This window comes from Terrabacter sp. 05T424, from assembly GCF_056396225.1.
The window spans coordinates 679,809-702,995 of the sequence record NZ_JBFTLB010000001.1 but is presented as its reverse complement, the minus strand read 5'-3'; the positions used below and the strand labels follow the sequence as shown (position 1 = coordinate 702,995).

At 70.3% G+C, this 23,187-nt stretch carries 26 protein-coding genes; 3 read left to right on the top strand and 23 right to left on the bottom strand.

Features of this window, described 5'->3' with window-relative positions; genetic code table 11:
* Window positions 1-4 precede the first annotated feature (4 nt).
* The 5 genes from AC1DE0_RS03270 to murA all read right to left on the bottom strand — a co-directional run bounded on the left by AC1DE0_RS03270 (window position 5) and on the right by murA (window position 5,026).
* Entirely contained in the window at window positions 5-700 is a 696-nt protein-coding gene (locus AC1DE0_RS03270) for a DNA alkylation repair protein (protein ID WP_478097058.1), read from the bottom strand.
* Window positions 700-1,047: a hypothetical protein gene (locus AC1DE0_RS03265; RefSeq protein WP_478097056.1), complete on the bottom strand. Its 348-nt coding sequence runs from the start codon at window positions 1,045-1,047 to the stop codon at window positions 700-702. Before AC1DE0_RS03265 ends, AC1DE0_RS03270 begins: the two co-directional genes overlap by 1 nt.
* 18 nt (window positions 1,048-1,065) lie before the next feature.
* On the bottom strand, window positions 1,066-3,084 hold the full coding sequence (locus AC1DE0_RS03260) for a protein meaA (RefSeq protein ID WP_478097752.1): 2,019 nt from the start codon (window positions 3,082-3,084) through the stop codon (window positions 1,066-1,068).
* A 103-nt stretch (window positions 3,085-3,187) separates the two neighbouring features.
* Complete coding sequence (locus tag AC1DE0_RS03255) at window positions 3,188-3,544, bottom strand: STAS domain-containing protein (protein ID WP_478097054.1); 357 nt, start codon at window positions 3,542-3,544, stop codon at window positions 3,188-3,190.
* Window positions 3,545-3,742: 198 nt separating this feature from the next.
* Window positions 3,743-5,026 carry a UDP-N-acetylglucosamine 1-carboxyvinyltransferase gene (gene murA, locus AC1DE0_RS03250; protein ID WP_478097053.1) on the bottom strand — a complete coding sequence of 428 codons (1,284 nt, stop codon included), beginning with the start codon at window positions 5,024-5,026 and terminating at the stop codon, window positions 3,743-3,745.
* Between the two features lie 65 nt (window positions 5,027-5,091).
* On the opposite strand from murA, the gene AC1DE0_RS03245 reads away from it, so the two are divergent.
* Together AC1DE0_RS03245 and AC1DE0_RS03240 are read left to right on the top strand one after the other, a co-directional pair.
* Window positions 5,092-5,736, top strand: a complete 645-nt coding sequence (locus tag AC1DE0_RS03245) for a cob(I)yrinic acid a,c-diamide adenosyltransferase (protein ID WP_478097051.1) — start codon at window positions 5,092-5,094, stop codon at window positions 5,734-5,736.
* 38 nt (window positions 5,737-5,774) lie between these two features.
* A complete protein-coding gene (locus tag AC1DE0_RS03240) occupies window positions 5,775-6,380 on the top strand; it encodes a hypothetical protein (protein ID WP_478097049.1) in 606 nt (201 codons plus the stop codon).
* Window positions 6,381-6,497: 117 nt separating this feature from the next.
* On the opposite strand, the gene AC1DE0_RS03235 is transcribed toward AC1DE0_RS03240, so the two are convergent.
* Window positions 6,498-6,935, bottom strand: a complete 438-nt coding sequence (locus AC1DE0_RS03235) for a DUF2550 domain-containing protein (protein ID WP_478097047.1) — start codon at window positions 6,933-6,935, stop codon at window positions 6,498-6,500.
* A gap of 8 nt (window positions 6,936-6,943) precedes the next feature.
* Window positions 6,944-7,219 (bottom strand): F0F1 ATP synthase subunit epsilon, encoded by a 276-nt coding sequence (locus tag AC1DE0_RS03230; protein ID WP_045188430.1) that lies wholly within the window; start codon window positions 7,217-7,219, stop codon window positions 6,944-6,946.
* A gap of 119 nt (window positions 7,220-7,338) precedes the next feature.
* Here AC1DE0_RS03230 and AC1DE0_RS03225 point away from each other — a divergent pair, with 119 nt between their 5' ends.
* A complete protein-coding gene (locus AC1DE0_RS03225) occupies window positions 7,339-7,776 on the top strand; it encodes a DUF6918 family protein (protein WP_478097044.1) in 438 nt (145 codons plus the stop codon).
* A gap of 94 nt (window positions 7,777-7,870) precedes the next feature.
* Here the strand turns inward: AC1DE0_RS03225 and AC1DE0_RS03220 are convergent, their stop codons facing one another.
* The 16 genes from AC1DE0_RS03220 to rpmE all read right to left on the bottom strand — a co-directional run bounded on the left by AC1DE0_RS03220 (window position 7,871) and on the right by rpmE (window position 22,988).
* Window positions 7,871-9,259, bottom strand: a complete 1,389-nt coding sequence (locus AC1DE0_RS03220) for an NAD(P)/FAD-dependent oxidoreductase (protein WP_478097041.1) — start codon at window positions 9,257-9,259, stop codon at window positions 7,871-7,873.
* Between the two features lie 128 nt (window positions 9,260-9,387).
* On the bottom strand, window positions 9,388-10,848 hold the full coding sequence (gene atpD, locus AC1DE0_RS03215) for a F0F1 ATP synthase subunit beta (RefSeq protein WP_478097039.1): 1,461 nt from the start codon (window positions 10,846-10,848) through the stop codon (window positions 9,388-9,390).
* A 27-nt stretch (window positions 10,849-10,875) separates the two neighbouring features.
* Window positions 10,876-11,814, bottom strand: a complete 939-nt coding sequence (locus AC1DE0_RS03210) for a F0F1 ATP synthase subunit gamma (RefSeq protein ID WP_478097037.1) — start codon at window positions 11,812-11,814, stop codon at window positions 10,876-10,878.
* Window positions 11,815-11,920: 106 nt separating this feature from the next.
* Entirely contained in the window at window positions 11,921-13,552 is a 1,632-nt protein-coding gene (gene atpA / locus AC1DE0_RS03205) for a F0F1 ATP synthase subunit alpha (RefSeq protein ID WP_478097035.1), read from the bottom strand.
* A gap of 69 nt (window positions 13,553-13,621) precedes the next feature.
* Window positions 13,622-14,434 (bottom strand): F0F1 ATP synthase subunit delta, encoded by an 813-nt coding sequence (locus AC1DE0_RS03200; RefSeq protein ID WP_478097033.1) that lies wholly within the window; start codon window positions 14,432-14,434, stop codon window positions 13,622-13,624.
* Window positions 14,434-15,036 carry a F0F1 ATP synthase subunit B gene (locus AC1DE0_RS03195; RefSeq protein WP_478097031.1) on the bottom strand — a complete coding sequence of 201 codons (603 nt, stop codon included), beginning with the start codon at window positions 15,034-15,036 and terminating at the stop codon, window positions 14,434-14,436. Before AC1DE0_RS03195 ends, AC1DE0_RS03200 begins: the two co-directional genes overlap by 1 nt.
* A gap of 54 nt (window positions 15,037-15,090) precedes the next feature.
* On the bottom strand, window positions 15,091-15,300 hold the full coding sequence (gene atpE / locus AC1DE0_RS03190; protein WP_020142944.1) for an ATP synthase F0 subunit C: 210 nt from the start codon (window positions 15,298-15,300) through the stop codon (window positions 15,091-15,093).
* A gap of 102 nt (window positions 15,301-15,402) precedes the next feature.
* On the bottom strand, window positions 15,403-16,182 hold the full coding sequence (atpB, locus tag AC1DE0_RS03185) for a F0F1 ATP synthase subunit A (protein WP_478097029.1): 780 nt from the start codon (window positions 16,180-16,182) through the stop codon (window positions 15,403-15,405).
* A 148-nt stretch (window positions 16,183-16,330) separates the two neighbouring features.
* Window positions 16,331-16,627: an AtpZ/AtpI family protein gene (locus tag AC1DE0_RS03180; protein ID WP_478097027.1), complete on the bottom strand. Its 297-nt coding sequence runs from the start codon at window positions 16,625-16,627 to the stop codon at window positions 16,331-16,333.
* Between the two features lie 14 nt (window positions 16,628-16,641).
* The gene (locus tag AC1DE0_RS03175) at window positions 16,642-17,115 is read right to left on the bottom strand and encodes a hypothetical protein (RefSeq protein ID WP_478097025.1); all 474 of its coding nucleotides are present in this window, start codon (window positions 17,113-17,115) and stop codon (window positions 16,642-16,644) included.
* A gap of 145 nt (window positions 17,116-17,260) precedes the next feature.
* Window positions 17,261-18,358 (bottom strand): glycosyltransferase family 4 protein, encoded by a 1,098-nt coding sequence (locus AC1DE0_RS03170; RefSeq protein WP_478097023.1) that lies wholly within the window; start codon window positions 18,356-18,358, stop codon window positions 17,261-17,263.
* 45 nt (window positions 18,359-18,403) lie between these two features.
* Window positions 18,404-19,681 carry a serine hydroxymethyltransferase gene (locus AC1DE0_RS03165; RefSeq protein ID WP_478097021.1) on the bottom strand — a complete coding sequence of 426 codons (1,278 nt, stop codon included), beginning with the start codon at window positions 19,679-19,681 and terminating at the stop codon, window positions 18,404-18,406.
* A 48-nt stretch (window positions 19,682-19,729) separates the two neighbouring features.
* Complete coding sequence (locus AC1DE0_RS03160) at window positions 19,730-20,614, bottom strand: L-threonylcarbamoyladenylate synthase (protein WP_478097019.1); 885 nt, start codon at window positions 20,612-20,614, stop codon at window positions 19,730-19,732.
* Between the two features lie 80 nt (window positions 20,615-20,694).
* Window positions 20,695-21,561, bottom strand: coding sequence for a peptide chain release factor N(5)-glutamine methyltransferase (gene prmC, locus AC1DE0_RS03155; protein ID WP_478097017.1), 867 nt, complete (start codon window positions 21,559-21,561; stop codon window positions 20,695-20,697).
* On the bottom strand, window positions 21,558-22,649 hold the full coding sequence (gene prfA, locus AC1DE0_RS03150) for a peptide chain release factor 1 (RefSeq protein WP_478097015.1): 1,092 nt from the start codon (window positions 22,647-22,649) through the stop codon (window positions 21,558-21,560). The genes prmC and prfA overlap by 4 nt, the downstream gene beginning before the upstream one ends.
* A 123-nt stretch (window positions 22,650-22,772) precedes the next feature.
* Window positions 22,773-22,988 carry a 50S ribosomal protein L31 gene (rpmE, locus tag AC1DE0_RS03145; protein ID WP_442291945.1) on the bottom strand — a complete coding sequence of 72 codons (216 nt, stop codon included), beginning with the start codon at window positions 22,986-22,988 and terminating at the stop codon, window positions 22,773-22,775.
* Window positions 22,989-23,187: the final 199 nt, after the last annotated feature.

Genomic DNA, 23,187 nt, shown 5'->3' with positions numbered 1-23,187 from the left:
GCCGTCAGCGCCCGACCCAGCGTGACCGGACCTCAGCCGGCAGCTTCTCGACGGCCAGCCGCACGGCCGGCCTCGGCATGGTGTCCACGTTGGACACGAGGAACCTGACCAGCCGTTGGCGGTCTCGCTCACCAGCGTGCTTGAGGAAGATGCCGACCGGCTTGTGCACCAAGGGATCTCGGTCTGCATGGAGCATCTCGGCGATGTCGTAGCCGGCCTCGAGGTCGGCGGTGTCGAGGAAGCCGAGGGGCGCGGTCATGGCGGTGCGCCGTCGAAGCGGGTCGGCTGACCCGGCCAGGTCGCGCAGGAGCTGCTTGTCCTTGCCCACCAGCCAACCGCCCACGACTCGGGGCGCGGCGCGGTCGACCATGTCCCACGAGGTGATCGCGTGGTGGTGGCCGAGGTAGGTGCGGGCCAGCGTGCCGCGCTCGTGGGCGCCGGTGCGCTTGCGCCGTGCCTTGAAGTCGAGGATGCAGAAGGCTGCAAGCCGGGGCTCGTAGGCCGGGTGGGCGAGCAGCCGCTGGACCTCGGCCAGCGGCATCCCGGTGTTCGTCTTCGCGATCGCGAACAGTGTTCCCATGCGCACGCCGATGGCTGCCTCACCGTCGGCGAGGCGGGACTGCACCTTGGCCAGGTCGGCCTCGGTGCGCTCCTGCTCGAGCTGCGCGACGACCGCCGCTGCTGTCGACACAACCGCCATCAGGTCAGTCCCTCGATGGGCGCTCGGGTGGTGCCGTCGGCGTCGACGAGCAGCATCACGGGGTCTGTGTCGGCACCGCCCCGCACGACGACGACGCACTCGCCACGGTGCCGGTCGACGAGCTCGCCGAACCCGTCGGAGCCGTCGTGGAGGTCACCGTGGCCGAGGTGCGAGGGCACCCCGAGGTCGTCGGCCAGGGTCTCGACCGGGCCGGTGTCGGGCACGTCGTCGGCGGCATACACCGCCTGGACCTTCTCGAGGTGGATCGCCGAGGCGAGCCACGCGACGTCGGAGAGCCCCGGGGGGTTGACCACGACGATCCGTGCGGCGCACTGCAGGTCGCTCATGCCCCGACGCTACGCCAGTCAGGCCGGTGCGGTCTCGAGCGGCGCGAGTCCCCGGGCGGTCCGGATCACCCCGACCATCTCGCCCATGATGTCGTTGAGCCCGAAGTCCTTCGGGGTGAAGACCATCGCGACCCCGGCAGCCTTGAGGGCGGCTGCGTCGGACTCGGGGATGATGCCTCCGACGATGACGGGCAGGTCGGCCGCACCGGCCTCCTCGAGGCCTCTGAGCACCTCCGGCACGAGCTCCATGTGCGAGCCGCTGAGGATCGAAAGACCGACGAGGTGGACGTCCTCGGCGACCGCGGCGGCGACGATCTGCTCCGGGGTGAGGCGGATGCCCTGGTAGACGACCTCGAAGCCCGCGTCGCGGGCCCGCACGGCGACCTGCTCGGCACCGTTGCTGTGCCCGTCGAGCCCCGGCTTGCCGACGAGGATGCGCAGCTTCTCACCGAGGTCGTCGCCCGTGCGGGCCACGAGGTCGCGGACTCTGGCCAGGGCGTCACCGGGCTCGCTCGAGCCGACGCCCACCGAGCCCGAAACGCCTGTGGGAGCGCGGTACTCACCGAACTGCTCGCGCAGGGCACCGGCCCACTCCCCCGTCGTGACCTCGGCCCGGGCGCAGTCGAGCGACGCAGCCATGAGGTTGGTGCCGGAGGCCGCGTCGGCGCGCAGTCGGTCGAGCGCGGCTACCGCACGGTCGCGACGGGCCGGGTCGACGTCACGCGACTCGCGCCACACGCGTACGGCCTCGGCGGCCGCGTGCTCGACGCCGGCGTCGACGGTCTGGATCGCGGTGTCGAGGTCGGCGGTGAGCGGGTTGGGCTCGGTGGTCTCGAACTTGTTGAGGCCGACGATGACTGAGTCGCCGGCCTCGATGCGGCGGCGGCGCTCGGCGTGCGAGGCGACGAGGGCCGACTTCATGTAGCCGGACTCGACCGCGGCGACAGCTCCGCCCATCTCGTCGATGCGCGCCATCTCGGCCCTGGCCCCGGCGACGAGCTCGGCGACCTTGGCCTCGACCACGGCGGAGCCCGCGAACAGGTCGTCGTACTCGAGCAGGTCGGACTCGTAGGCGAGCACCTGCTGCATGCGCAGGCTCCACTGCTGGTCCCACGGCCGCGGCAGGCCGAGCGCCTCGTTCCAGGCCGGGAGCTGGATGGCCCTGGCGCGCGCGTCCTTCGAGAGGGTCACGGCGAGCATCTCGAGGACGATGCGCTGGACGTTGTTCTCGGGCTGCGCCTCGGTCAGCCCGAGGCTGTTGACCTGCACGCCGTAGCGGAAGCGGCGGGCCTTGGCGTCGGTCACGCCGTAGCGGTCGCGGGTCAGCTCGTCCCACAGCTCGACGAAGGCGCGCATCTTGCACATCTCCTCGACGAACCGCACACCAGCGTTGACGAAGAAGGAGATCCGCGCGACGACGCTCGAGAACTCCTCGGCCGGCACCTGCCCCGAGTCGCGCACCGCATCGAGCACCGCGACCGCGGTCGACATGGCGTACGCGATCTCCTGCACGGGCGTGGCGCCCGCCTCCTGCAGGTGGTAGCTGCAGATGTTGATGGGGTTCCACTTCGGGATCTCGCGCACGGTGTAGGCGACCATGTCGGTGATCAGCCGCAGCGACGGAGCCGGCGGGAACACGTAGGTGCCCCGCGAGAGGTACTCCTTGATGATGTCGTTCTGGGTGGTGCCGGCGAGAGCGTGCACCCACTCCGCCGGGTCGTCACCCGCGGCCTCGGCCTGGCGCTCGGCGGCCACCTGGTAGAGCGCGAGCAGCCACATCGCCGTGGAGTTGATCGTCATCGAGGTGTTCATCTCGCGCAGCGGGATCGCATCGAAGAGCGCCTCCATGTCGCCGATGTGGCTGACGGGAACGCCGACCTTGCCGACCTCTCCTCGCGAGAGCACGTGGTCGGGGTCGTAGCCCGTCTGGGTCGGCAGGTCGAAGGCGACGGACAGTCCGGTCTGTCCCTTGGCGAGGTTGCGGCGGTAGAGCGCGTTGCTCGCAGCGGCACTCGAGTGGCCGGCATACGTGCGCATCACCCACGGACGGTCGGGCGTCACCCGGGCGGTCGGGTGCGGCGTGCTCTCCGTCGAAGACATGGCTCGACGGTAGTGGCGGGGTGCTGCGGTGGGGAGGCGCTCAGGCGGTGAGAGGCGCCACAGTGACGGCGTGACGCGGCGCGATGATGCGCTCAAGCCGGCAGCCGCGCAGCAACCGCGTGGTGCGGTCGCTGGCGTCGACCAGCAGCAGGCGGCGTTCGGCCCGCGTGGCTCGGCGATGCAGGTGGACGATGACGCCGAGCCCGGTGGCGTCGCCGATCTCGGCGCTGCCGAGGTGGAGACGGAGCTCACCCGGGCCGAGCACGATCACGGCGTGGATGGCGTCGCGGATGTCGGGAACGGTGTGGACATCGAGCCGACCCTCGATGATCACGTCGTGGCCATCGGGTGCGTCGAGCACCCTGACCGGTCCCCTGCTGTGGGTGTGCAGCGTCATGTAGACCCCTCTCAACGCTGTGCCGTCACCCATGATGACGCGTCAGCCTGCCGAATCGTTGCCCCTAGGAGTCAAGATGTGGTCAAGAAAATACGTACCTCGCGACAAAGTTCGAGGGCCCGCCGATGCAGCATCCGAACGCTTGGGACAAAGCGGACACGCCGGCGCCGTCACGGTCGCCTGCCCGGCGGGTGCGGGTTACTCGAACGGCGCGTCGTCGGGCTCGCGGGTGACCTCCGCGCCGAGCGCCCGGAGGGCCTGCTCGAACCTGGGGTAGCCGCGGTCGATGTGGTGCACGCCGCTGACGAGGGTGTCGCCCTCGGCCACGAGTCCGGCGATGACGAGGGCCGCCCCGGACCGGATGTCGCTGCTCTCGACCGGCGCCCCCGAGAGGATCGGCACGCCGTGGGTCATGACGTGGTGGCCGTCCACCTGGGCGTCGGCCCCGAGCCGGGCCAGCTCCTGGACGGTGCGGAAGCGGGCCTCGAAGAGGTTCTCCGTGACCATCGCGGACCCTTCGGCCACCGCGTTGTAGGCCAGGGCGAAGGGCTGCAGGTCGGTCGGGAAGCCCGGGTAGGGCAGGGTCGCCACGTCGAAGGCCCGCACGCTGCGACCGTTGGCCGAGACGCGGAACCCCCGGTCGGTGGCCTCGACGTGGCAGCCGGCCCGCTCGAGCGCGCCGAGCGGCGCCCGCAGGTGGTCGGCGACGCCGCCGACGACCTCGATGTCGCCACGGGTGGTGGCCGCGGCGAAGGCCCACGTGCCGGCCGCGATGCGGTCGGGAACGACGGCGTGATCGCACGGCGCGAGCGAGTCGACCCCGGAGACGGTGATGCGCGAGGTCCCCGCGCCCTCGACCCGCGCGCCCATGGAGGTGAGCATCTCGGCGATGTCGACGATCTCGGGCTCCTTGGCGACGTTGTCTATCGTCGTCGTGCCGCGGGCCAGGACCGCGGCGGTGAGGATGTTCTCGGTGGCGCCGACGCTCGGGAAGTCCAGGCGGATCTCGGCGCCGTGCAGGCCGTTCGGGGCGGTCGCGACGAGGTAGCCGTGCGTGACGTGGACCTGGGCGCCGAGGGCCTCGAGACCGGCCGCATGCAGGTCGAGGCCACGTGAACCGATGGCGTCGCCACCCGGCACGGCGACGTCGGCCTCGCCCACGCGGGCCACGAGCGGTCCCAGCACGGAGATCGAGGCCCGCAGGGCCCGCACGAGCTCGTAGTCGGCGCGGTGGCCGATGCGCTCGGGGACGTCGAGCACGACGGTCCCGGCCGCCGGGTCGTAGTCGACGCCCACGCCGAGCCGTCGCAGCAGCTCGGCCATGATCGTCACGTCGGCGATGGCCGGGACGTTTGTCAGGGTGGTGCGGCCCACCGCGAGCAGGGCCACGGCCATCAGCTTGAGGGCGCTGTTCTTGGCCCCCACGACGGCCACCTCGCCGACGAGGTGCGCGCCGCCGACGACCCGGAATCGCTCTCTCACCCCCCGAACCCTATCGGCCGCCGGCCGCCGCCGACCCGGGCTCCGGCGGGTGAGAGAGTGTGCCCATGGTCAACCTGACGCGGATCTACACGCGCACCGGCGACGACGGCACGACGAGCCTCGGCGACTTCTCGAGGGTCAGCAAGAACGACGCCAGGCTGCACGCGTACGCCGACTCGAACGAGGCCAACGCGGCCATCGGCATCGCGGTCGCGTGCGGCGAGCTGCCCGATGAGGTGAAGGCGACCCTGCAGCGAGTGCAGAACGAGCTCTTCGACGTCGGGGCCGACCTGTCCACGCCGTTGCGCCAGACCTATGACTACCCGCCCCTGCGGGTCGAGCAGCCGTGGATCGACGACCTCGAGGCCGACTGCGACCACTACCTCGAGTCGGTCGAGAAGCTGCGGTCGTTCATCCTGCCCGGCGGCACGGCCGGCTCGGCGCACCTGCACCTGGCGACCACGATCGTGCGTCGCGCCGAGCGCTCCGCGTGGGCTGCCGTCGACCAGCACGGCACCGAACCGGCTTCGGAGGGCACCGACGTGCGTGGGGTCGGCGGCGTCAACGTGCTGACGGCGAAGTACCTCAACCGGCTCTCGGACCTGCTCTTCATCCTCGCCCGGGTCGCCAACAAGCCCATCGGTGGGGACATCCTCTGGCAGCCGGGCGGCGGCCGCGTCGAGAAGCCCGAGCGCCACAAGAAGCACTGACCCAGCCACCCGGCATACGCCCCGGGGCCGGCGACCACGTGCGCCAACTCAGCCCCGGCGCGGCTCGTCGGCGGACCCGCACCTGTTTCGCCGGACCACAGAGCTGGCTGGCAGGCCCGACCGCGGCCGCGCTGCACGGCATCGGTGACCTCACGGTGACCAACCCGGTCCACGTGCTCGTCCCGGCGCCGCTCCGGGCCCGCGTGCACGCGTGGGTCGTCGTGCGCAACACCACCCTGCTCGATGAGCAGCTCCACCTGCGTGGACCGCTTCGGGTGTCCTCCCCCGCGCGGGCCGCCGTCGACCCCGCCGCGGTGGCGCCCTCGGACGAACGAGCCCGTGCCGTGCTCGTGTCTGCGGCGCGCTCGCGCAAGGCCCGGATGAGCGATCTGCTCCACTGGGTGCTCGCCCGCGGCCAGGTCGGCTCGCGCCGCCTTCACTCCGGGCTGTCGTTCGCGGCCTCCGGAGCGTGGTCGCTGCCCGAGGCGGACCTGCTGCGGCTGCTGTCCACATCGGCGGTGCTGCCCGAGATCTGGGCCAACCCTGAACTGCATGATCCTGCCGGACACCGGCTCACGACCTCGGACGTCTGGGTCGATGACGTGGCGATGGCTGTCATGGTGCACAGCCGGCAAGGTGCCTGATCGCGCGTGAGATCGCGCAACCGCTGTCGCCAGGACGCACCAGCTGCGCGATCTGGCGCCCGATCTCAGTCGAACAGCCGCCGACTTGAGGCGGGGCCGACAGACCCGCCCCTGGTGTCAGGCGACGTTGACGTTGTAGCCGGGAGGTGCGGCCTCCTGCCACGACCGCAGCGCGGTGTAGGCCGGACCCTGCAGGGCGAGCTCGAACGCGGTGTCGCCGTCGGTGCAGGGGACGCGGCTCGCGTCGGGCAGCAGGGGGATCGTGTCGCGCCCGACGAGCAGCTCAGGAGCGTCGAGGAGGAGTCGCTGGCGCAGCCACCGGTGCTTCGGGCGCACAGAGACGCCCCCGAGCGCGTGCCACTCGAGGGCGTTGTCACCGAACCGGATGAGGCCGAGGCGCCAGCGGTCGGTCTGCGTCGGGCGCAGGCCGCAGAGCGTCAGCGGCAGGCCCTTCGCGATGTAGCGGCGGCGCAGATAGGTCGTCGCGAGGACGACCACCGCGACCACCAGGAGCGTGCCGATCACGATCTCGGTCGAGACGAGAACGGACGGCACGCGTGACCTCAGTTCGCCTGCAGCGACGACGCGTCGACGTGCTCGGCCACGATCGTGACCACGTCGGAGTCGACGGAGAGGAAGCCACCGTCGACGGTCACCGTGCGTCGGTCGCCCTCGAGCGACTCGATGGCGACCTCGCCCTCGACGAGGACGCCGAGCAGGGGGGTGTGGCCGGGCAGGATGCCCAGCTCGCCCGAGATGGACCGGGCGCGTACGAACTTGGCCTCGCCCTCCCAGACCTTCCGGTCGGCGGCAACCATCTCAACCTTGAGCGAACTCACGTTTCCTCCGGATCGTGGGGGTGTGCTCTGCAGTTTAGTGCCTCTGGAAGGATGCTCCGTACGCGAGGTGGCATGGGCCACCCGCACCGGTTCCCCACCCTCCACAGGAGTCATTACCGATGAGCACTGCCGTGTCCGATGCCCTTCTCGAGCCGACCCGCCGCCCCGTGGCCGTCGCGACGCTCACCGACGTGATCGACGCCGAGGTCGCCGACAAGTCCGGCCTCGGGGGCGCCGCCGTCAAGGCCGGCTACGCCGCCGCGAAGAAGCTCGGCGGCAACTTCGTCACGAGCGCCACCGACCGCCTGCTCCCCCAGTTCGCCGTCGCGCTCGACCCGTTCTGGGCCACCAAGGGCGACCAGTCCTTCGGTGCCCACCTCGTGGCGCAGCCCGACGCCGCCGCCGACGCCCTGCTGTCCGTCACCGACGCCAAGGCGGCGAGCACGTCGCACGGCTCTGCCGCGAAGGTCTACGGCTCGCTGCGCGGCAAGGCCAAGGAGCACGTCGTCGCTGCGCTCCCGCGCCTCGGCGCTGCCGTGGAGCGCCTCGTCCCCTGAGCCGTCCGAGCACGTATGCCGCTGGGCCGGCTCCCGAGAGTGGGAGCCGGCCCAGCGCCGTTGCGACGTGGAGTGCGTGGACGCCTCGGTCGGGCTACTGCTCGCCGGGCCGGTCCTTGTCCAGCCGTGGCAGCTCGGGGCTGTACCCGGACCCGAGGTCGGCGATCGCCTGGCGTGCGAAGACCTGCTGCTCGGTGACGACCCGCTCAGAGCGGCCGCGCCCGATGAAGGTGACGACCCAGTGCAGCAGGGTCGTGATGCGGTGCTTGAAGCCGATGATGTAGACGAGGTGCACGGCCAGCCAGAGGATCCAGGCGATGAAGCCGCTGAACTGGGCCTTGCCCACCGACGCGACGGCCGAGAAGCGCGAGATCGTCGCCATCGAGCCCTTGTCGAAGTACTCGAAGCGGCCCTTCGGGGGCTGGCCCTCGAGCCGTCGCTCGATCTGCTCGGCGGCGTAGCGGCCACCCTGGATCGCGACCTGGGCGACGCCCGGCAGCCCCCGCAGCGACATCATGTCGCCGACGACGAAGACCTCAGGGTGACCCGGCAGGGTGAGGTCGTCGTTCACCTCCACGCGGCCCGCACGGTCGATGCCGGCACCGGACTGCTCGGCGAGCTGTCGCCCGAGGGGCGAGGCGCTGACGCCGGCCGCCCACACCTTGCAGACCGACTCGATGCGCTGGCGGGAGCCGTCGCCCAGCTCGACCTCGATGCCGGTCGAGTCGACGTCGACCACCTTGGCGCCCAGGCGGACCTCGACGCCCATCTCGGTGAGGCGCTTGACGGCGCGGTCGCCGAGCTTCTCGCCGAACGAGCCCAGCACGGCCGGTGCCGCGTCGAGCAGGATGACGCGCGCCTTGGTCGGGTCGATGCGGCGGAAGTCGCGACGCAGGGTGCGCTTGGCCAGCTCGGAGATCTGGCCGGCCATCTCGACGCCCGTGGGGCCGGCGCCGACGACGACGAAGGTCATGAGGCGCTCGATCTCGGTAGGGGTCGAGGCGAGCTCGGCGAGCTCGAACGAGCCGAAGATGCGCCCGCGCAGCTCGAGGGCGTCGTCGATGGACTTCATGCCCGGCGCGTGCCGGGCGAACTGGTCGTTGCCGAACCACGACTGTCCGGCACCGGCCGCGACGATGAGCGAGTCATAGGGGGTGACCGTCTCGCGCCCGAGGGCCGTGTGCGTCACCGTGCGGGCCTCGAGGTCGATGTCGGTCACGTCGCCGAGCAGGACCTTCGCGTTGCGCTGGCGATGCAGCACCTCACGCGTCGACGGCGCGATCTCGCCCTCGGAGAGGATGCCGGTCGCCACCTGGTAGAGCAGGGGCTGGAACAGGTGGTGCGTGGTGCGGGCGATGAGGGTGACGTCGACGTCGGCGCCCTTCAGCTTCTGTGTGCTGAACAGTCCTCCGAAGCCCGATCCGATGACCACGACGCGGTGACGCGCTGGAGCGGAATGGGTGGGCTGGGTGGGCTGGGTCATGACGGTGTCTCCTTGCTGGTCGACGTAACTCGTCAGTTGCTACAACGACACAGCGCCGGCATCCCTTTCGGGACACCGGCGCTGGCGTGTGTCTGCTCGGTCACACCTGGCGACCGAGCGGTGCGACATCAGAGGTTCTTCTGGATCTCCGACCACTGGCGCTCGACGTCGTCGAGGCCACCACACATGAAGAAGGCCTGCTCGGCGACGTGGTCGTACTCGCCGTCGGCGATCTTCGTGAACGCCTCGATCGTGTCGGACAGCGGCACGGTCGAACCCTCGATGCCGGTGAACTGCTTGGCCACGTAGGTGTTCTGCGACAGGAAGCGCTGGATGCGACGGGCGCGGTTGACGAGGATCTTGTCCTCTTCGGAGAGCTCGTCGATACCGAGGATCGCGATGATGTCCTGCAGCTCCTTGTTGCGCTGCAGGATCGACCTGATGCGCACGGCCGTGTTGTAGTGATCGGCCGCCACGTAGCGCGGGTCGAGGATGCGCGAGGTCGAGGACAGCGGGTCGACAGCCGGGTAGATACCCATCGACGCGATGTCACGCGAGAGCTCGGTCGTCGCGTCGAGGTGCGCGAAGGTCGTGGCCGGAGCCGGGTCGGTGTAGTCGTCGGCCGGCACGTAGATCGCCTGCATCGAGGTGATCGAGTGACCGCGCGTGGACGTGATGCGCTCCTGCAGGGTGCCCATCTCGTCGGCCAGGGTGGGCTGGTAGCCCACGGCGGACGGCATGCGGCCGAGGAGGGTCGAGACCTCCGAGCCCGCCTGCGTGAAGCGGAAGATGTTGTCGATGAAGAGGAGCACGTCCTGCTTCTGGACGTCGCGGAAGTACTCCGCCATGGTCAGCGCCGACAGGGCGACGCGCAGGCGCGTGCCCGGCGGCTCGTCCATCTGCCCGAAGACGAGGGCGGTCTGTCCGAGGACGCCCGCCTCCTCCATCTCGACCATGAGGTCGTTGCCCTCACGGGTGCGCTCACCGACACCGGCGAACACCGACACACCACCGTGGTCACGGGCGACACGGGCGATCATCTCCTGGATGAGCACCGTCTTGCCGACGCCGGCGCCACCGAAGAGGCCGATCTTGCCACCCTGGACGTATGGGGTCATCAGGTCGATGACCTTGATGCCCGTCTCGAACATCGTGGTCTTGGACTCGAGCTGGTCGAAGGCGGGTGCCTTGCGGTGGATGCCCCACCGCTCCTTGACCTCGAGCTTCTCGCCCTCGGCGAGGTTCATGCACTCGCCGGTCGTGTTGAACACGTGGCCGAGGGTCACGTCACCGACGGGGACGGTGATCGGGCCGCCGGTGTCCTGCACGGCCGAGCCGCGCACGAGACCGTCGGTCGGCTGCAGCGAGATCGCTCGGACCATGTTGTCGCCGATGTGCTGGGCGACCTCGAGGTTGAGGTTCTTCGTCTCGCCGGCGAGGGTGACCTCGGTCGTGAGCAGGTTGTACTGCTCGGGCATGGCGTCGACGGGGAACTCCACGTCGACGACCGGGCCGATGATGCGGGAGATGCGTCCGACGCCGCCCGCGGGCGGGGCCGTCCACGTGGTGTCGCTGACAGTTGCAGTCATGGTGGTCTGCTTCCTTACCTGTGGGCGTTACTTCTTGGCGTCGGCGAGGGCGTTGGCGCCGCCCACGATTTCGCTGATCTCTTGGGTGATGCCGGCCTGACGGGCCTGGTTGGCGAGGCGCTGGTAGGTCTTGATCAGCTCCGTCGCGTTGTCGGTGGCCGACTTCATCGCCCGCTGGCGGGCGGCGAGCTCGGAGGCCGCCGAGCTGAGCAGCGCGGTGAAGATGCGGTTGCGGACGTACTTCGGCAGCAGCAGGTCCAGCACCTCGGCAGCGCTCGGCTCGAAGGAGTACTCGGGCGGGATCTGCCCCTCCTCATAGCGGTTCACCGACAGGTCGAGGTCGGTGTCCTCACCGGCGTCGTCGGCCTCGACGACCTCGAGCGGCAGCAGTCGCAGCACGTGCGGGTCCTGGCGGACCATCGAGCGGAAGCGCGTGAAGACGATGTGGATCTCGTCGTGGCCGCCCTCCTCCGTGGGCTTGAGGAAGTCGGCCGTGATGCGGTCGGCGATCTCCTTGGCGTTCTCGAACGTCGGGGCGTCGGAGAAGCCGGTCCACTCGGCGGCGTAGTCGCGCTTGCGGAACTTGAAGTAGCTCACGGCCTTGCGGCCGACGAGGTAGGGCACGACCTCCTTGCCCTCGGCGGTCAGCTTGGAGATGAGCTCCGCGCTCTCCTTGATCGCCGCGACGGAGTAGGCACCGGCAAGTCCGCGGTCCGCCGTGATGATGACGACACCGGCCCGCTTCGCGGTCTCCTTCGCCGTCGTCAACGGGTGGTCCTCGTTCGTGTTGGTCGCCACCGCGGACACGGCACGCGTCAGCGCGGTCGTGTACGGCATCGCCTCGGTGGCCCGCTGGCGGGCCTTGACGACGCGTGCGGCCGCGATCAGCTCCATCGCGTTGGTGATCTTCTTGATGGAGTTGACGGACTTGATGCGCTGGCGGTAGATCCGCATCTGCGCTCCCATGTGCTCCGCCTCTCTTGGTCTCTGAAAAGTCTGTGGTTGCCGGCAGGGTGGGCTCACGCCCGGTCCCGTATGCCGCCCGGCTGGCCGGGCGGCATACGGGAGGTGGTCACTTCTGCTTGACGATCTTCGCCTGGGTGATCTGGTCGTCGGCGATCTCGTCGAACTCCTCGTTGCCGGCCTCGAGGCCGTCCTTGCCGGTGCCCCGGAAGGTGAACTTGACCTCGTCGACGACCTTGGCCAGGGCCGTCTCGGTGTCCTCGTCGAGCTTGAGGGTCTCGCGGATCGTCTGGAGGATCTTGCCGTCGCGACGCAGCGTCTCGAGCAGCTCGGTCTCGAAGGTGCGGACATCCTCCACCGCGACGTCGTCGAGCCTGCCGGTCGTACCGGTCCAGATCGAGACGACCTGCTCCTCGACGGGGTACGGCGAGCTCTGCGGCTGCTTGAGCAGCTCGACGAGGCGCGCACCACGGGCGAGCTGGGCTCGCGAGGCGGGGTCGAGGTCGGAGGCGAACATCGCGAACGCCTCCATCGCACGGAACTGCGCGAGGTCGAGCTTGAGTCGACCGGCGACCGACTTCATCGCCTTGATCTGCGCGGCGCCGCCGACTCGGGAGACGGAGACACCCACGTCGATGGCCGGACGCACGTTGGCGTTGAACAGGTCGGCCTGCAGGTAGATCTGGCCGTCGGTGATCGAGATGACGTTGGTCGGGATGTACGCGGAGACGTCACCGGCCTTCGTCTCGATGATCGGCAGACCGGTCATCGAGCCGTGGTCGAGGTCGTCGGACAGCTTCGCGCAACGCTCGAGCAGCCGCGAGTGCAGGTAGAACACGTCACCCGGGTAGGCCTCGCGGCCCGGCGGACGGCGCAGCAGCAGCGACACGGCGCGGTAGGCCTCGGCCTGCTTGGACAGGTCGTCGAAGACGATGAGGACGTGCTTGCCCTGGTACATCCAGTGCTGGCCGATGGCCGAGCCGGTGTAGGGCGCGAGATACTTGAAGCCCGCCGAGTCGGACGCGGGGGCCGCGACGATCGTGGTGTACTCGAGCGCGCCGGCCTCCTCGAGGGTGCCGCGCACCGACGCGATGGTCGAGCCCTTCTGGCCGATCGCGACGTAGATGCAGCGGACCTGGGCGTCGGGGTCGCCGGACTCCCAGTTGCGCTTCTGGTTGATGATCGTGTCGATCGCGACCGTCGTCTTGCCGGTCTGGCGGTCGCCGATGATGAGCTGGCGCTGACCGCGGCCGATCGGGGTCATCGCGTCGATCGACTTGATGCCGGTCTGGAGCGGCTCGTGCACCGACTTGCGCTGGACGACGTTGGGCGCCTGCAGCTCGAGGGCGCGGCGCTCGTCGGACTTGATGTCGCCGAGGCCGTCGATGGGGTTGCCGAGCGGGTCGACGACGCGGCCGAGGAAGTCGTCACCGACCGGGACCGAGAGGACCTCGCCCGTGCGCTTGACGGTCTGGCCCTCCTCGATGCCCGCGAAATCACCGAGGACGACGACGCCGATCTCGTGGACGTCGAGGTTCAGGGCGAGGCCGAGCGTGCCGTCCTCGAACTGGAGCAGCTCGTTGGTCATGGCCGAGGGCAGACCCTCGACGTGAGCGATGCCGTCACCGGCGTCGGTGACGCGGCCGACCTCTTCGCGGGAGGCCGCGCCGGGCTCGTAGGACTGGACGAACGAGTCCAGTGCGTCCCGGATCTCCTCCGGACGGATCGAAAGCTCCGTCATGTCAGATCTTCTCCTCGGTCTCGACCCGCAGGACGGGCCAATGGTTGTTCACAGCTGGTGGTGGGCGCCTCAGGCGCCCATGGCCCGGCGGGCCGCGTCGAGCTTGCGGATGACGGTTCCGTCGATGACCTCGTCACCGATCTCGACCTTGACCCCGCCCATGACCCGGGGGTCGACGACGGTGTTGACGTGGACCGTGCCGCCGTAGACGGAGGCAAGGCCCGCAGCGAGGCGGGCGCGGTCGTCGTCGGTGAGCGGGACGGCCGAGGTGACGGTGGCCGTCTGCTGCTCGCGGCGGCTCGAGGCCGTCTCGAGGTAGGACTCGATGACCCGGTCGAACCGGCGACCGCGCGGGGCGACGACGGCCTGACGGGCCAGCAGGAGCGTCTCGGGGGCGGCCTTGTCGCGGAGCAGGGACGACACGAGGTCGGCGCGCTTGTCGACGGGGGCCTGCGAGTCGGTCAGCGCCGCCCGAAGCGGCGCGTCGGCCGCGACGATCCGCTCGAAGCGGAACAGCTCGTCCTCGACGCGGTCGGCACGGTCGCCCGCCTCGGCCGCGGCGATGACGGACTCGACGGCATACGCCTCGAGGGTGTCGGAGAGGTCGCGCTCGGAGCTCCAGCGCTGGCCGGCGACTCCCTTGAGCACGACCAGCGACTCGGCGCTGACCTTGCCGGAGAAGAGCCTCTCGGTGAGCTGCGCCTTGTCAGAGCCCTCGCGCGCCGGGTCGGAGACGGCGCGACGCAGGGTCGCGTTGCCGTCGAGGACGTCGACGACGGCGAAGAGCTCCCCGGCCAACCGCGACCGGTCGGCACCGGCCGCGAGCACACCGGTGAACGCCTCGCGGCTGGTCGCCGCTGCTGCGCGTGAGGGTCCCTGCATCAGGCGTCTCCGCCCTGGCTGCCGGCAGGACCGCCGACCTTCTCACGCACGACGTCGCCGGACTCGAGCTCGGCCAGGAAGCGCTCGACGATGCCCTTCTGGCGGGTCTCGTCGTGCAGCGACTCGCCGACGATGCGGCTGGCGAGGTCGGTCGAGATGCGGCCGACGTCGCCGCGGAGCGAGACCACGGCCTGCTGGCGCTCGGCCTCGATCTGCTTGTGCGCCGTGTCGGTGATGCGCGCGGCCTCGGAGGCTGCGTGCTCACGCATCTCGGCGATGATCTGCGCGCCCTGGGCCTTGGCGTCCTCACGGATGCGGGCGGCTTCGGAGCGGGCCTCGACGAGCTGCGCCTGGTACTGCTCGAGCGCCGCCTGGGCCTGCGCCTGGGCCTCCTCGGCCTTGTTCATGCCGCCCTCGATGGCCGCGGTGCGCTCGGCATAGATCTGCTCGAGGCGCGGCACGACCCGCGTCTTGACGACGTAGTAGAGGATCGCGAAGCACGCCAGACCGAAGAAGAACTCGAGCGGGTGCGGGATGATCGGTGCCGCGGTGGCCCAGAAGCCGCCTTCGCCGCCCTCGGCGGTCACGGTCACTGCTTGCATGAGGTGCTCCTAGTGAGAATCGAACGATGTCTCGGGATGCCCCGGGAAGGGGCGTCAGCCCTTGAAGACGAAGGCGAGCGCGATACCGAAGATGGCGAGCGCCTCGGTGATGGCCATGCCGAGGAAGGCGATCGGCTGGAGCATGCCGCGGGCCTCGGGCTGACGCGCGACGCCGTTGATGTAGGCGGCGAAGATCAGACCGACACCGATACCGGGGCCGATGGCGGAGAGGCCGTAACCGAGGATGGCGATGTTGCCAGTCATGTTTGTTCCATTCCTTCTTGTGTTGTCCGGCTGGCGGTTGTCAGCCGGGCTGGGCGAAGCACGGGTGGTGCAGGTGGTGCAGTCTGAGAAGTCGGTGGGCGCTCAGTGCTCGTCGGCGACCGCGCCGGCGATGTAGAGGGCGGCGAGCAGGGTGAAGACGTAGGCCTGCAGGAACTCGACCAGCAGCTCGAAGAGCGTCATGACGAAGGCGAAGACCCACGTGACGCCGCCGGCGACGATGAGGACGCCGCCCGAGGTGAGCATGTACCAGCCACCGGTGATGAACAGGACCATGAGGATGTGGCCGGCGAACATGTTGCCGAAGAGTCGCAGCGCCAGGGTGACCGGGCGCGTGAACAGGTCGGTGATCAGCTCGAGGATGAAGATCGGGACGATCATGCCCTTGGGCAGGCCGGCCGGGACGAGCGACTTCCAGTAGCCGAAGAAGCCGTGCTTCTTCATGCCCACGACGTGGAAGACGACCCAGACGATGAGGGCCAGGGCGATCGGGAAGCCGATGCGGCTCATCGTCGGGTAGCTCATCGGCGGGATGACGCCGAAGAAGTTGTTGACGAGGATCAGCACGAACATCGAGAAGAGCAGGGGCACGAACCTCATGAACTCGTGGCTGCCGATGAGGTCCTTGGCGACGCCGTTGCGGACCAGGCCGTAGACAGCCTCGGTGCCCATCTGCCCGCGGCTCGGCACGAGGGCCCTCTTCTTCGTGGTGGCGAGCAGCCACCAGATGATGAGGCCGGTCGCGAAGACCATCAGGAAGATCGGACGCGTGATCGCCCACGGACCGTCGCCGATGAGGGGCTGCCAGAACTCCTCGATACCGGGGGCGGTGTAGTCCGTCGGGGCGGCGGCCACGATGCTCACGGGTTACTCCTTCGTAGGTTCTGGGCACTTCGGGTGACGCTCTGCGTCAGCGGTGCTGGATCGTCGCCCGGCGTCGTGCTGCGGGCGGGATCCCAGGTCGGTGTGCTGGCTCGGGGCGCACTGTGCGACAGCACGGGGGCCGCTGGGCTCAATGGGTACCGTATCGGAACCAGATCAGGTAGAGCGACAGGGCCATCCCACCCACGATCCCGGCTCCGACGAGCCATGACGTGCCCAGCCAGTGGTCGGCCAGGGCACCCAGGCCGCCGTAGACGAGGGGTCCCGACAGCAGGTAGGCGACAGCCCGCCAGGCGGAGTCCTGCTCGCGGGTGTTGAACGCGCGCAGCTCCTCGTCGGCATCGCGTGGGGGCGGCCCCTGCGTGGGCGCCGGCCCGTCGGGCGTGTGCTCGTCGGGCGTCGGCTCGTCGTTGGGTGACGTGGTCATGGTGACCTCCCGTGTCACGGCTCATCACGCGGCTCCCGGGTGGGGGGCTGGTCGAGGGATGCCTCGCCGTCGGGGTCGTAGGCGAAGATGCGCAGGTGCTTGTAGGCCCGCATCTCGAAGAACAGCCAGACGACGGCGCACACCGTGACGGACAGGCCGATGGCGTAGCCGGAGGCCCAGGTCACGTCGCGCAGGGCGAACATGACGATGCCGAGCACGACCACCTTGAAGGTGTAGGTCGCCATCACGATCATCATCGTCGTCGTGGGCGCCAGATCGGCCGTGCGCTTCATGACCAGCAGCGTGAGGCTGAAGAAGAAGATCACGATGGCGGCGCCGAGGGCTGCCGACCACGCTGCCTTGGGGCTGGAGAAGAGGCCGACGACGATGCACACCAGTCCAGCGGCAGCGGTCGGCAGCAGGGACCCCCGGAGGAGCTGCGCGAACGCATCTGACTGTGATGCGCTCGGGGCCGGTGTGGCGCTCAAGAAAACCTGCCTGGGTGCGTCGTGAGGCGTAGTGCGGGCGGGGCTCGGGCTGATCACGGATGTTGCCGTGATCGACTGTGCGTAAAGCGATTTCAGCGCCTCGGAGAGTCGTTCCCAGACTCCCCTCAGGTGCTTGTGAATGCTATCACAAGCGCTCGGAGGGCCTCCACCGCGGAAGCCAGACGGTGAGCACGACACCCATCGCGGCGGCGACGCCGACGACCGCGAGCGGACGGAGGCCGTCCCAGATGACGAAGGAGACCGAGCCCAGGGCGACGATGGCCGCCCAGAGGTAGAGGATGAGCACGGCCCGGCGGTGGCCGTGGCCCATGCGCAGCATGCGGTGGTGCAGGTGCATCGCGTCGGGGTGCCAGGGGCGGCGCCCGGCCCGGGTGCGCCGCACGACGGCGAGGAGCATGTCGAGCAGCGGCAGGAGCAGGACCGCGAGGGGCACGAGGATCGGCAGGAACGCCGCCGACACGTCGTTGGTGCTCACCTGGCCCGGGTCGACGTTGCCCGTCAAGGTGATCGTCGCGGCCGACAGGAGCAGCCCGAGGGTGAGCGCGCCCGAGTCGCCCATGAAGAGCCGGGCCGGGTGGAAGTTGTGCGGCAGGAAGCCGGCGCAGCACCCGACGAGAGCGGCGGAGATCAGGGTCGCCGTCGAGAACACGTCGGCGGGCTCGAACGCCTTGGACACCGAGTAGCTGTAGACGAAGAACGCGAACGAGGCGATGCCCACGACCCCCGCGGCCAGACCGTCGAGGCCGTCGATGAAGTTGACCGCGTTGGTCGAGGCGATGACGACGACGACCGTGACGAGCACGAGCACCGGCGTGGGCAGGATCGTCGTGCCGAAGATCGGCAGCGAGAGCAGCTGCACCCCGGTGTAGGCCATCAGCCCGGCCGCGAGCATCTGCCCGGCGAGCTTCGTCAGCCAGTCCAGCTCGCGGATGTCGTCGAAGGCACCGAGGAGGCACACGATGCCACCGGCGACGACCACGCCCCACAGCTGCCGGCTCGAGAACAGGCTGCCGAGGTAGGGCAGCGCACGGGCCACGAGGACCGCCGCGACGAATCCGAGGTAGATCCCCACTCCCCCGAGCCGCGGGATCGGCGTCTTGTGGACGTCGCGCTCACGGACGGCGGTGAAGGCTCCGGTCGCGACGGCGACGCTGCGCACGAAGGGTGTGGCGAGGTACGTGACCGCCGCGGCCACGATGAGGACGAGGACGTACTCGTGCAACTACCGACCTTCGTTCGTGCCGTGACGCGCGCGGGTGGACCCCACTCAGCGAGGGTATGCCGGGAACCGCGTCACGAGGTCGGTGACCTCCGAGCGGACCTGCTTGCTCACGGCGTGCTCGGGGTCGGCGTCGCCCTTGGTGACGGCCGTGTGGATGAGCGAGGCGATGGTCTTCATCTCCTCCAGGCCCATCCCCTGGGTCGTGACCGACGGCGTGCCGACGCGGATGCCGGACGCGATGTTCGGCTTCTGCGGGTCGAACGGKATGGCGTTCTTGTTGAGCACGATGCCGGCGGCGTCGGCGCGCTCCTCGGCCTCCTTGCCCGTGACGCCCACGCCCTGGAGGTCGAGCAGCGACAGGTGCGTGTCGGTGCCGCCGGTGGTCGGGCGGATGCCGACCTCGAGCAGGCTGGCCGCGAGCTGCTTGCTGTTGGCGATGACGTCGGTGGCGTACTGGGCGTACTCGGGGGTGGCGGCCTCCTTGAAGTTGACCGCCTTGGCCGCGATGGTGTGCATCTGCGGGCCGCCCTGCATCATCGGGAAGACGGCCTTGTCGAGGGCCGCCTGGTGCTCGGCCTTGCAGACGAGCGCGCCGGAACGCGGGCCGCGGAGCACCTTGTGCGTCGTGAAGGTGACGACGTCGGCGTACGGGACCGGCGAGGGGATCGCCTTGCCGGCGACGAGGCCGATGAAGTGGGCTGCGTCGACCCAGAGGATCGCGCCGACCTCGTCGGCGATGGCCCGGAAGCGCTGGAAGTCGATGAGGCGCGGGATGGCGGAGCCACCGGCACAGATCACCTTGGGCCGGTGCTCCTTGGCGAGCGCCTCGACCTGGTCGTAGTCGATGTCCTCGGACTGCTTGTCGACGCCGTAGTGGACGGCGTTGAACCACTTGCCGGAGAAGGAGACCTTGGTGCCGTGGGTGAGGTGGCCGCCCATCGGCAGCGCCATCGCGAGGATCGTGTCGCCGGGCGCCATGAAGGCGCCGTAGACAGCCTGGTTGGCGCTCGCGCCGGAGTGCGGCTGGACGTTGGCGTGGTCGGCGCCGAAGAGCTCCTTGGCGCGGTCGATCGCGATCTGCTCGGCCTTGTCGACCTCAGCGCAGCCGCCGTAGTAGCGGCGACCGGGGTAGCCCTCGGCGTACTTGTTCGACAGGGTCGACCCCAGAGCCGTCAGCACGGCCGGCGAGCTGATGTTCTCGCTGGCGATGAGCTGCAGCCCACCGCGGATGCGGTCGAGCTCGGACAGGAGCACCCCCGCGATGTCGGGGTCGAAGGACTGCAAGGCGCCGAAGTCGGAGCCGTAGAACGTGTCGTCAGCCATGGGGGATCTCCGGGTGGGTCGGGAGTGGGGCGCGAGCGCTAGCCAACTCTATGCCGTCGGGGGGCGCGCGCCCGAGGGGCTCTCGGGGGTGGGCAGGTCGCCCTCGACGACGACTGCCGAGGGGAAGCCCGTGGACTCCTCGGGCGGCACGTCGTCGTGGATGACCCCGGGGCCGTAGGGGTTGGTCTCGGGCACGTAGTCGAGCTCCGGCTCGCCCGCGGTTCCGCCTGCTGGTGCGGGCTCAGCGCGGTCGGCCTGCTCGGCGTCGACCGGGTCGACCGGCTCGACCAGCTCGACCGGCTCGGGCTCGAGCGCGGCGTCGATGTCGGCCTGGGAGAGGGCACCGAGGCGCAGCGTCACCGGTGTCTCGCCCGTGCAGTCGATGATGGTCGACGGCTGCCCCTCACCGGCCGGGCCGCCGTCGAGGTAGACCCCGACGGACTCACCGAGCATGGCCACGGCCTCGTCGGCCGTGCGGGCGGCGGGGTCGCCCGTCGTGTTGGCGCTCGTGACCGCCATGGGACCGATGTCGCCGAGCAGCTCGAGGGCGAGCTCGTGGTCGGGGACGCGCAGGGCCACGGTGCCGTTCGTCTCCCCGAGGTCCCAGTGCAGCGACGTCTGCGCCTTGAGCACGAGCGTCAGCGGTCCCGGCCAGAAACGCTCCATGAGGCGCTGGGCGTAGTCGGGCACCTGGGTGGCCAGGCCCTGGGCGGTGCGGGCCGTCGGGATGAGCACCGGCGGCGGCATGTCGCGCCCGCGCCCCTTGGCCGCGAGCACCGACGCGACGGCGTTGGCGTCGAAGGCGTCACACCCGATGCCGTAGACGGTGTCGGTCGGCAGGACGACGATCTCGCCGCGCCGCACAGCGGCCCCGGCCGCCGGGATGCCATCGGCACGCTGCTCGGGGTCGGTGCAGTCGTAGCGCTCGCTCACGGTGGCGAGCCTACTTGGGGCCGGCCGTCTCGAGGGGGGCGGCCCGGCGTTCGCCGCGACCGGGTCCGCCTCCGCCCGGGTCAGCCAGCTCGGCGCGCGGTCGTGACCCGGGGACGGCCGGACAGGTCGGGGTGGTCGATGACATCGACCCACTGACCGGTCGAGCCGAGACGACGCGGCAGGCTCTCACCCTGCGAGTCCGCGTGCTCGACGAGCACGACACCGCCGGGACGCAGCAGGCCTGCAGCGACGCGTACGACTGCGAGCGGGATCGCCAGCCCGTCCTCGCTGCCGCCGTAGAGCGCGATCTCGGGGTCGTGGTCGCGAACCTCGGGGTCCAGCGGCACGGCCCCGACGGGGATGTAGGGCGGGTTGACGGTGACGACGTCGACGGTGCCGGCCCAGTCGGGGAAGCACTCGACGGTGGCGTCGCCGTTGACGAGCAGGACGTCGATCCCGAGGCGGTCGCGGTTGGCCACCGCCCAGGCGTACGCGTCGGGTGACAGCTCGAGGCCGCGCACCCCCGCGTCGGGACACTCGTGCTTGACCGCCAGGGCGATCGCCCCCGAGCCCGAGCAGAGGTCCACGACCCGTGGGGCGCGCTCTGCCGACGGGAGCTGCCCGAGCTCGGCGAGGGCGAGGTCGACGAGCACCTCGGTCTCGGGGCGTGGCACGAAGACGCCCGGGCCGACCGCGAGCGTGAGCCGGCGGAAGTGCGCGCGGCCCGTGAGGTGCTGGAGCGGCACCCGGCGGGCGCGCTCGTCGACGAGGGCGGCATACGTCGGCGGCAGCGAGCGCCCCCCGAGCACCATGAGGCGACGCACCTCGGAGGCGTCGGCGCCCAGCACGTGGGCGGCGAGCTCGACGGCATCGACGTCGGCGGAGGCCACGCCGGCCGCGCGCAGCCGCCCGGCCGCAGCGCGTATGCCGTCACGCAGGTCGGTCACGCCGACGACCCCGTGCCGTCAGCGAGTGCCGCGAGCTTGGCCGCCTCGTCGGCGTCGAGCGCGGACTGGACCACCGGGTCGAGGTCACCGTCGAGCACGGAGTCGAGGTTGTAGGACTTGTAGCCGGTGCGGTGGTCGGAGATGCGGTTCTCGGGGAAGTTGTAGGTGCGGATTCGCTCGGAGCGGTCGACGGTGCGCACCTGCGAGCGGCGGGCCGCGGATGCCTCGGCGTCGGCCTCGTCCTGGGCGATCTGGTGCAGCCGGGCGCGGAGGACGCGCATCGCGGCCTCCTTGTTCTGCAGCTGCGACTTCTCGTTCTGGCACGAGACGACCAGACCCGTCGGCACGTGGGTGATGCGCACGGCCGAGTCGGTCGTGTTGACGCTCTGGCCCCCGGGGCCGCTGGACCGGTAGACGTCGATGCGCAGGTCGTTGGGGTCGATGACCACCTCGACCTCCTCGGCCTCGGGCATGACGAGCACGCCTGCGGCGGAGGTGTGGATGCGCCCCTGGCTCTCGGTGACCGGCACGCGCTGGACGCGGTGGACGCCGCCCTCGTACTTGAGACGCGCCCATGGCGCCTCGCCGAGACCGGGTGTGCCCTTGGCCCGGATCGAGACCCGGACGTCCTTGTAGCCCCCGAGGTCGCTCTCGGTGGAGTCCTCGACCGCGGTCTTCCAGCCGCGCTGCTCGGCGTAGCGCAGGTACATCCGCAGCAGGTCGCCGGCGAAGAGCGCCGACTCGTCGCCCCCCTCCCCCGCCTTGACCTCGAGGATGACGTCGCGGTCGTCGTCGGGGTCGCGGGGCACGAGCATCCGGCGCAGGTGCTCCTCGGCGTCGGAGAGGCGGGCCTCGAGCGCGGGCAGCTCCTCGGCGAACGACGCGTCCTCGGCCACGAGCTCGCGGGCGGCCGCGACGTCGTCGCCCGCCGCCGTCCACTCGCGCGCCGCGGCCACGGTCGGGGCCAGGGCGGCATACCGCTTGTTCAGGGTGCGCACGAGGTCCTGGTCGCTGTGGACGGCCGGGTCGGCGAGCCGGGACTCCAGCTCGGCGTACTCGTCGAGGATCGACTGCACGGAGTCCAGCACGGGGGGTCCTTCGGTGGTCGGGGCGGCGTCAGCGGGGCGGGAGGGGCACGCTGCGCTGGGGGCTCGGAAACACGAACGCCGGCCCCCGACGACCGAAGTCGTGGGAGCCGGCGTGCGGGAAACCTACTTGGCGGCCTTCTTGCCGTAACGGGCCTCGAACCGGGCGACGCGGCCGCCGGTGTCGAGAATCTTCTGCTTGCCCGTGTAGAACGGGTGGCACTGCGAGCACACGTCGGCGGCGATCTTGCCGGAGGGCTCGGTGCTGTGGGTGGTGAACGTGTTGCCACAGGTGCAGGTGACCGTGGTCTCCACGTAGGCGGGGTGAAGGTCCTTCTTCAACGTCGTCTCCTCGAGGTAGTCGGCCGGGTCGGTGTCGTCGCTCGCCACCCTGGTGGGTCGCTCGACCGTGAACCGGTCCAAAGGAAGAGTGTGCCAGAGAGGCGCACCTCCTCCCAAACGCGCCGGAGGGGCCCGGCATTCCCGAGGACCCGGGCCGGCGCAGGGGGCGCGCGAGCCCGGCGCAGGGGGCGCGCGAGCC

Bases quoted from the DNA above. Each gene is read 5' to 3' on its own strand.
- AC1DE0_RS03195 (WP_478097031.1), bottom strand. From the start codon at position 15,036: ATGCAAGCAGTGACCGTGACCGCCGAGGGCGGCGAAGGCGGCTTCTGG.
- AC1DE0_RS03270 (WP_478097058.1), bottom strand. From the start codon at position 700: ATGGCGGTTGTGTCGACAGCAGCGGCGGTCGTCGCGCAGCTCGAGCAG.
- AC1DE0_RS03255 (WP_478097054.1), bottom strand. From the start codon at position 3,544: ATGACGCTGCACACCCACAGCAGGGGACCGGTCAGGGTGCTCGACGCA.
- AC1DE0_RS03210 (WP_478097037.1), bottom strand. From the start codon at position 11,814: ATGGGAGCGCAGATGCGGATCTACCGCCAGCGCATCAAGTCCGTCAAC.
- atpD (WP_478097039.1), bottom strand. From the start codon at position 10,848: ATGACTGCAACTGTCAGCGACACCACGTGGACGGCCCCGCCCGCGGGC.
- AC1DE0_RS03245 (WP_478097051.1), top strand. From the start codon at position 5,092: ATGGTCAACCTGACGCGGATCTACACGCGCACCGGCGACGACGGCACG.
- AC1DE0_RS03265 (WP_478097056.1), bottom strand. From the start codon at position 1,047: ATGAGCGACCTGCAGTGCGCCGCACGGATCGTCGTGGTCAACCCCCCG.
- AC1DE0_RS03225 (WP_478097044.1), top strand. From the start codon at position 7,339: ATGAGCACTGCCGTGTCCGATGCCCTTCTCGAGCCGACCCGCCGCCCC.
- AC1DE0_RS03180 (WP_478097027.1), bottom strand. From the start codon at position 16,627: ATGACCACGTCACCCAACGACGAGCCGACGCCCGACGAGCACACGCCC.
- atpA (WP_478097035.1), bottom strand. From the start codon at position 13,552: ATGACGGAGCTTTCGATCCGTCCGGAGGAGATCCGGGACGCACTGGAC.
- atpE (WP_020142944.1), bottom strand. From the start codon at position 15,300: ATGACTGGCAACATCGCCATCCTCGGTTACGGCCTCTCCGCCATCGGC.
- AC1DE0_RS03260 (WP_478097752.1), bottom strand. From the start codon at position 3,084: ATGCGCACGTATGCCGGCCACTCGAGTGCCGCTGCGAGCAACGCGCTC.
- AC1DE0_RS03200 (WP_478097033.1), bottom strand. From the start codon at position 14,434: ATGCAGGGACCCTCACGCGCAGCAGCGGCGACCAGCCGCGAGGCGTTC.
- AC1DE0_RS03220 (WP_478097041.1), bottom strand. From the start codon at position 9,259: ATGACCCAGCCCACCCAGCCCACCCATTCCGCTCCAGCGCGTCACCGC.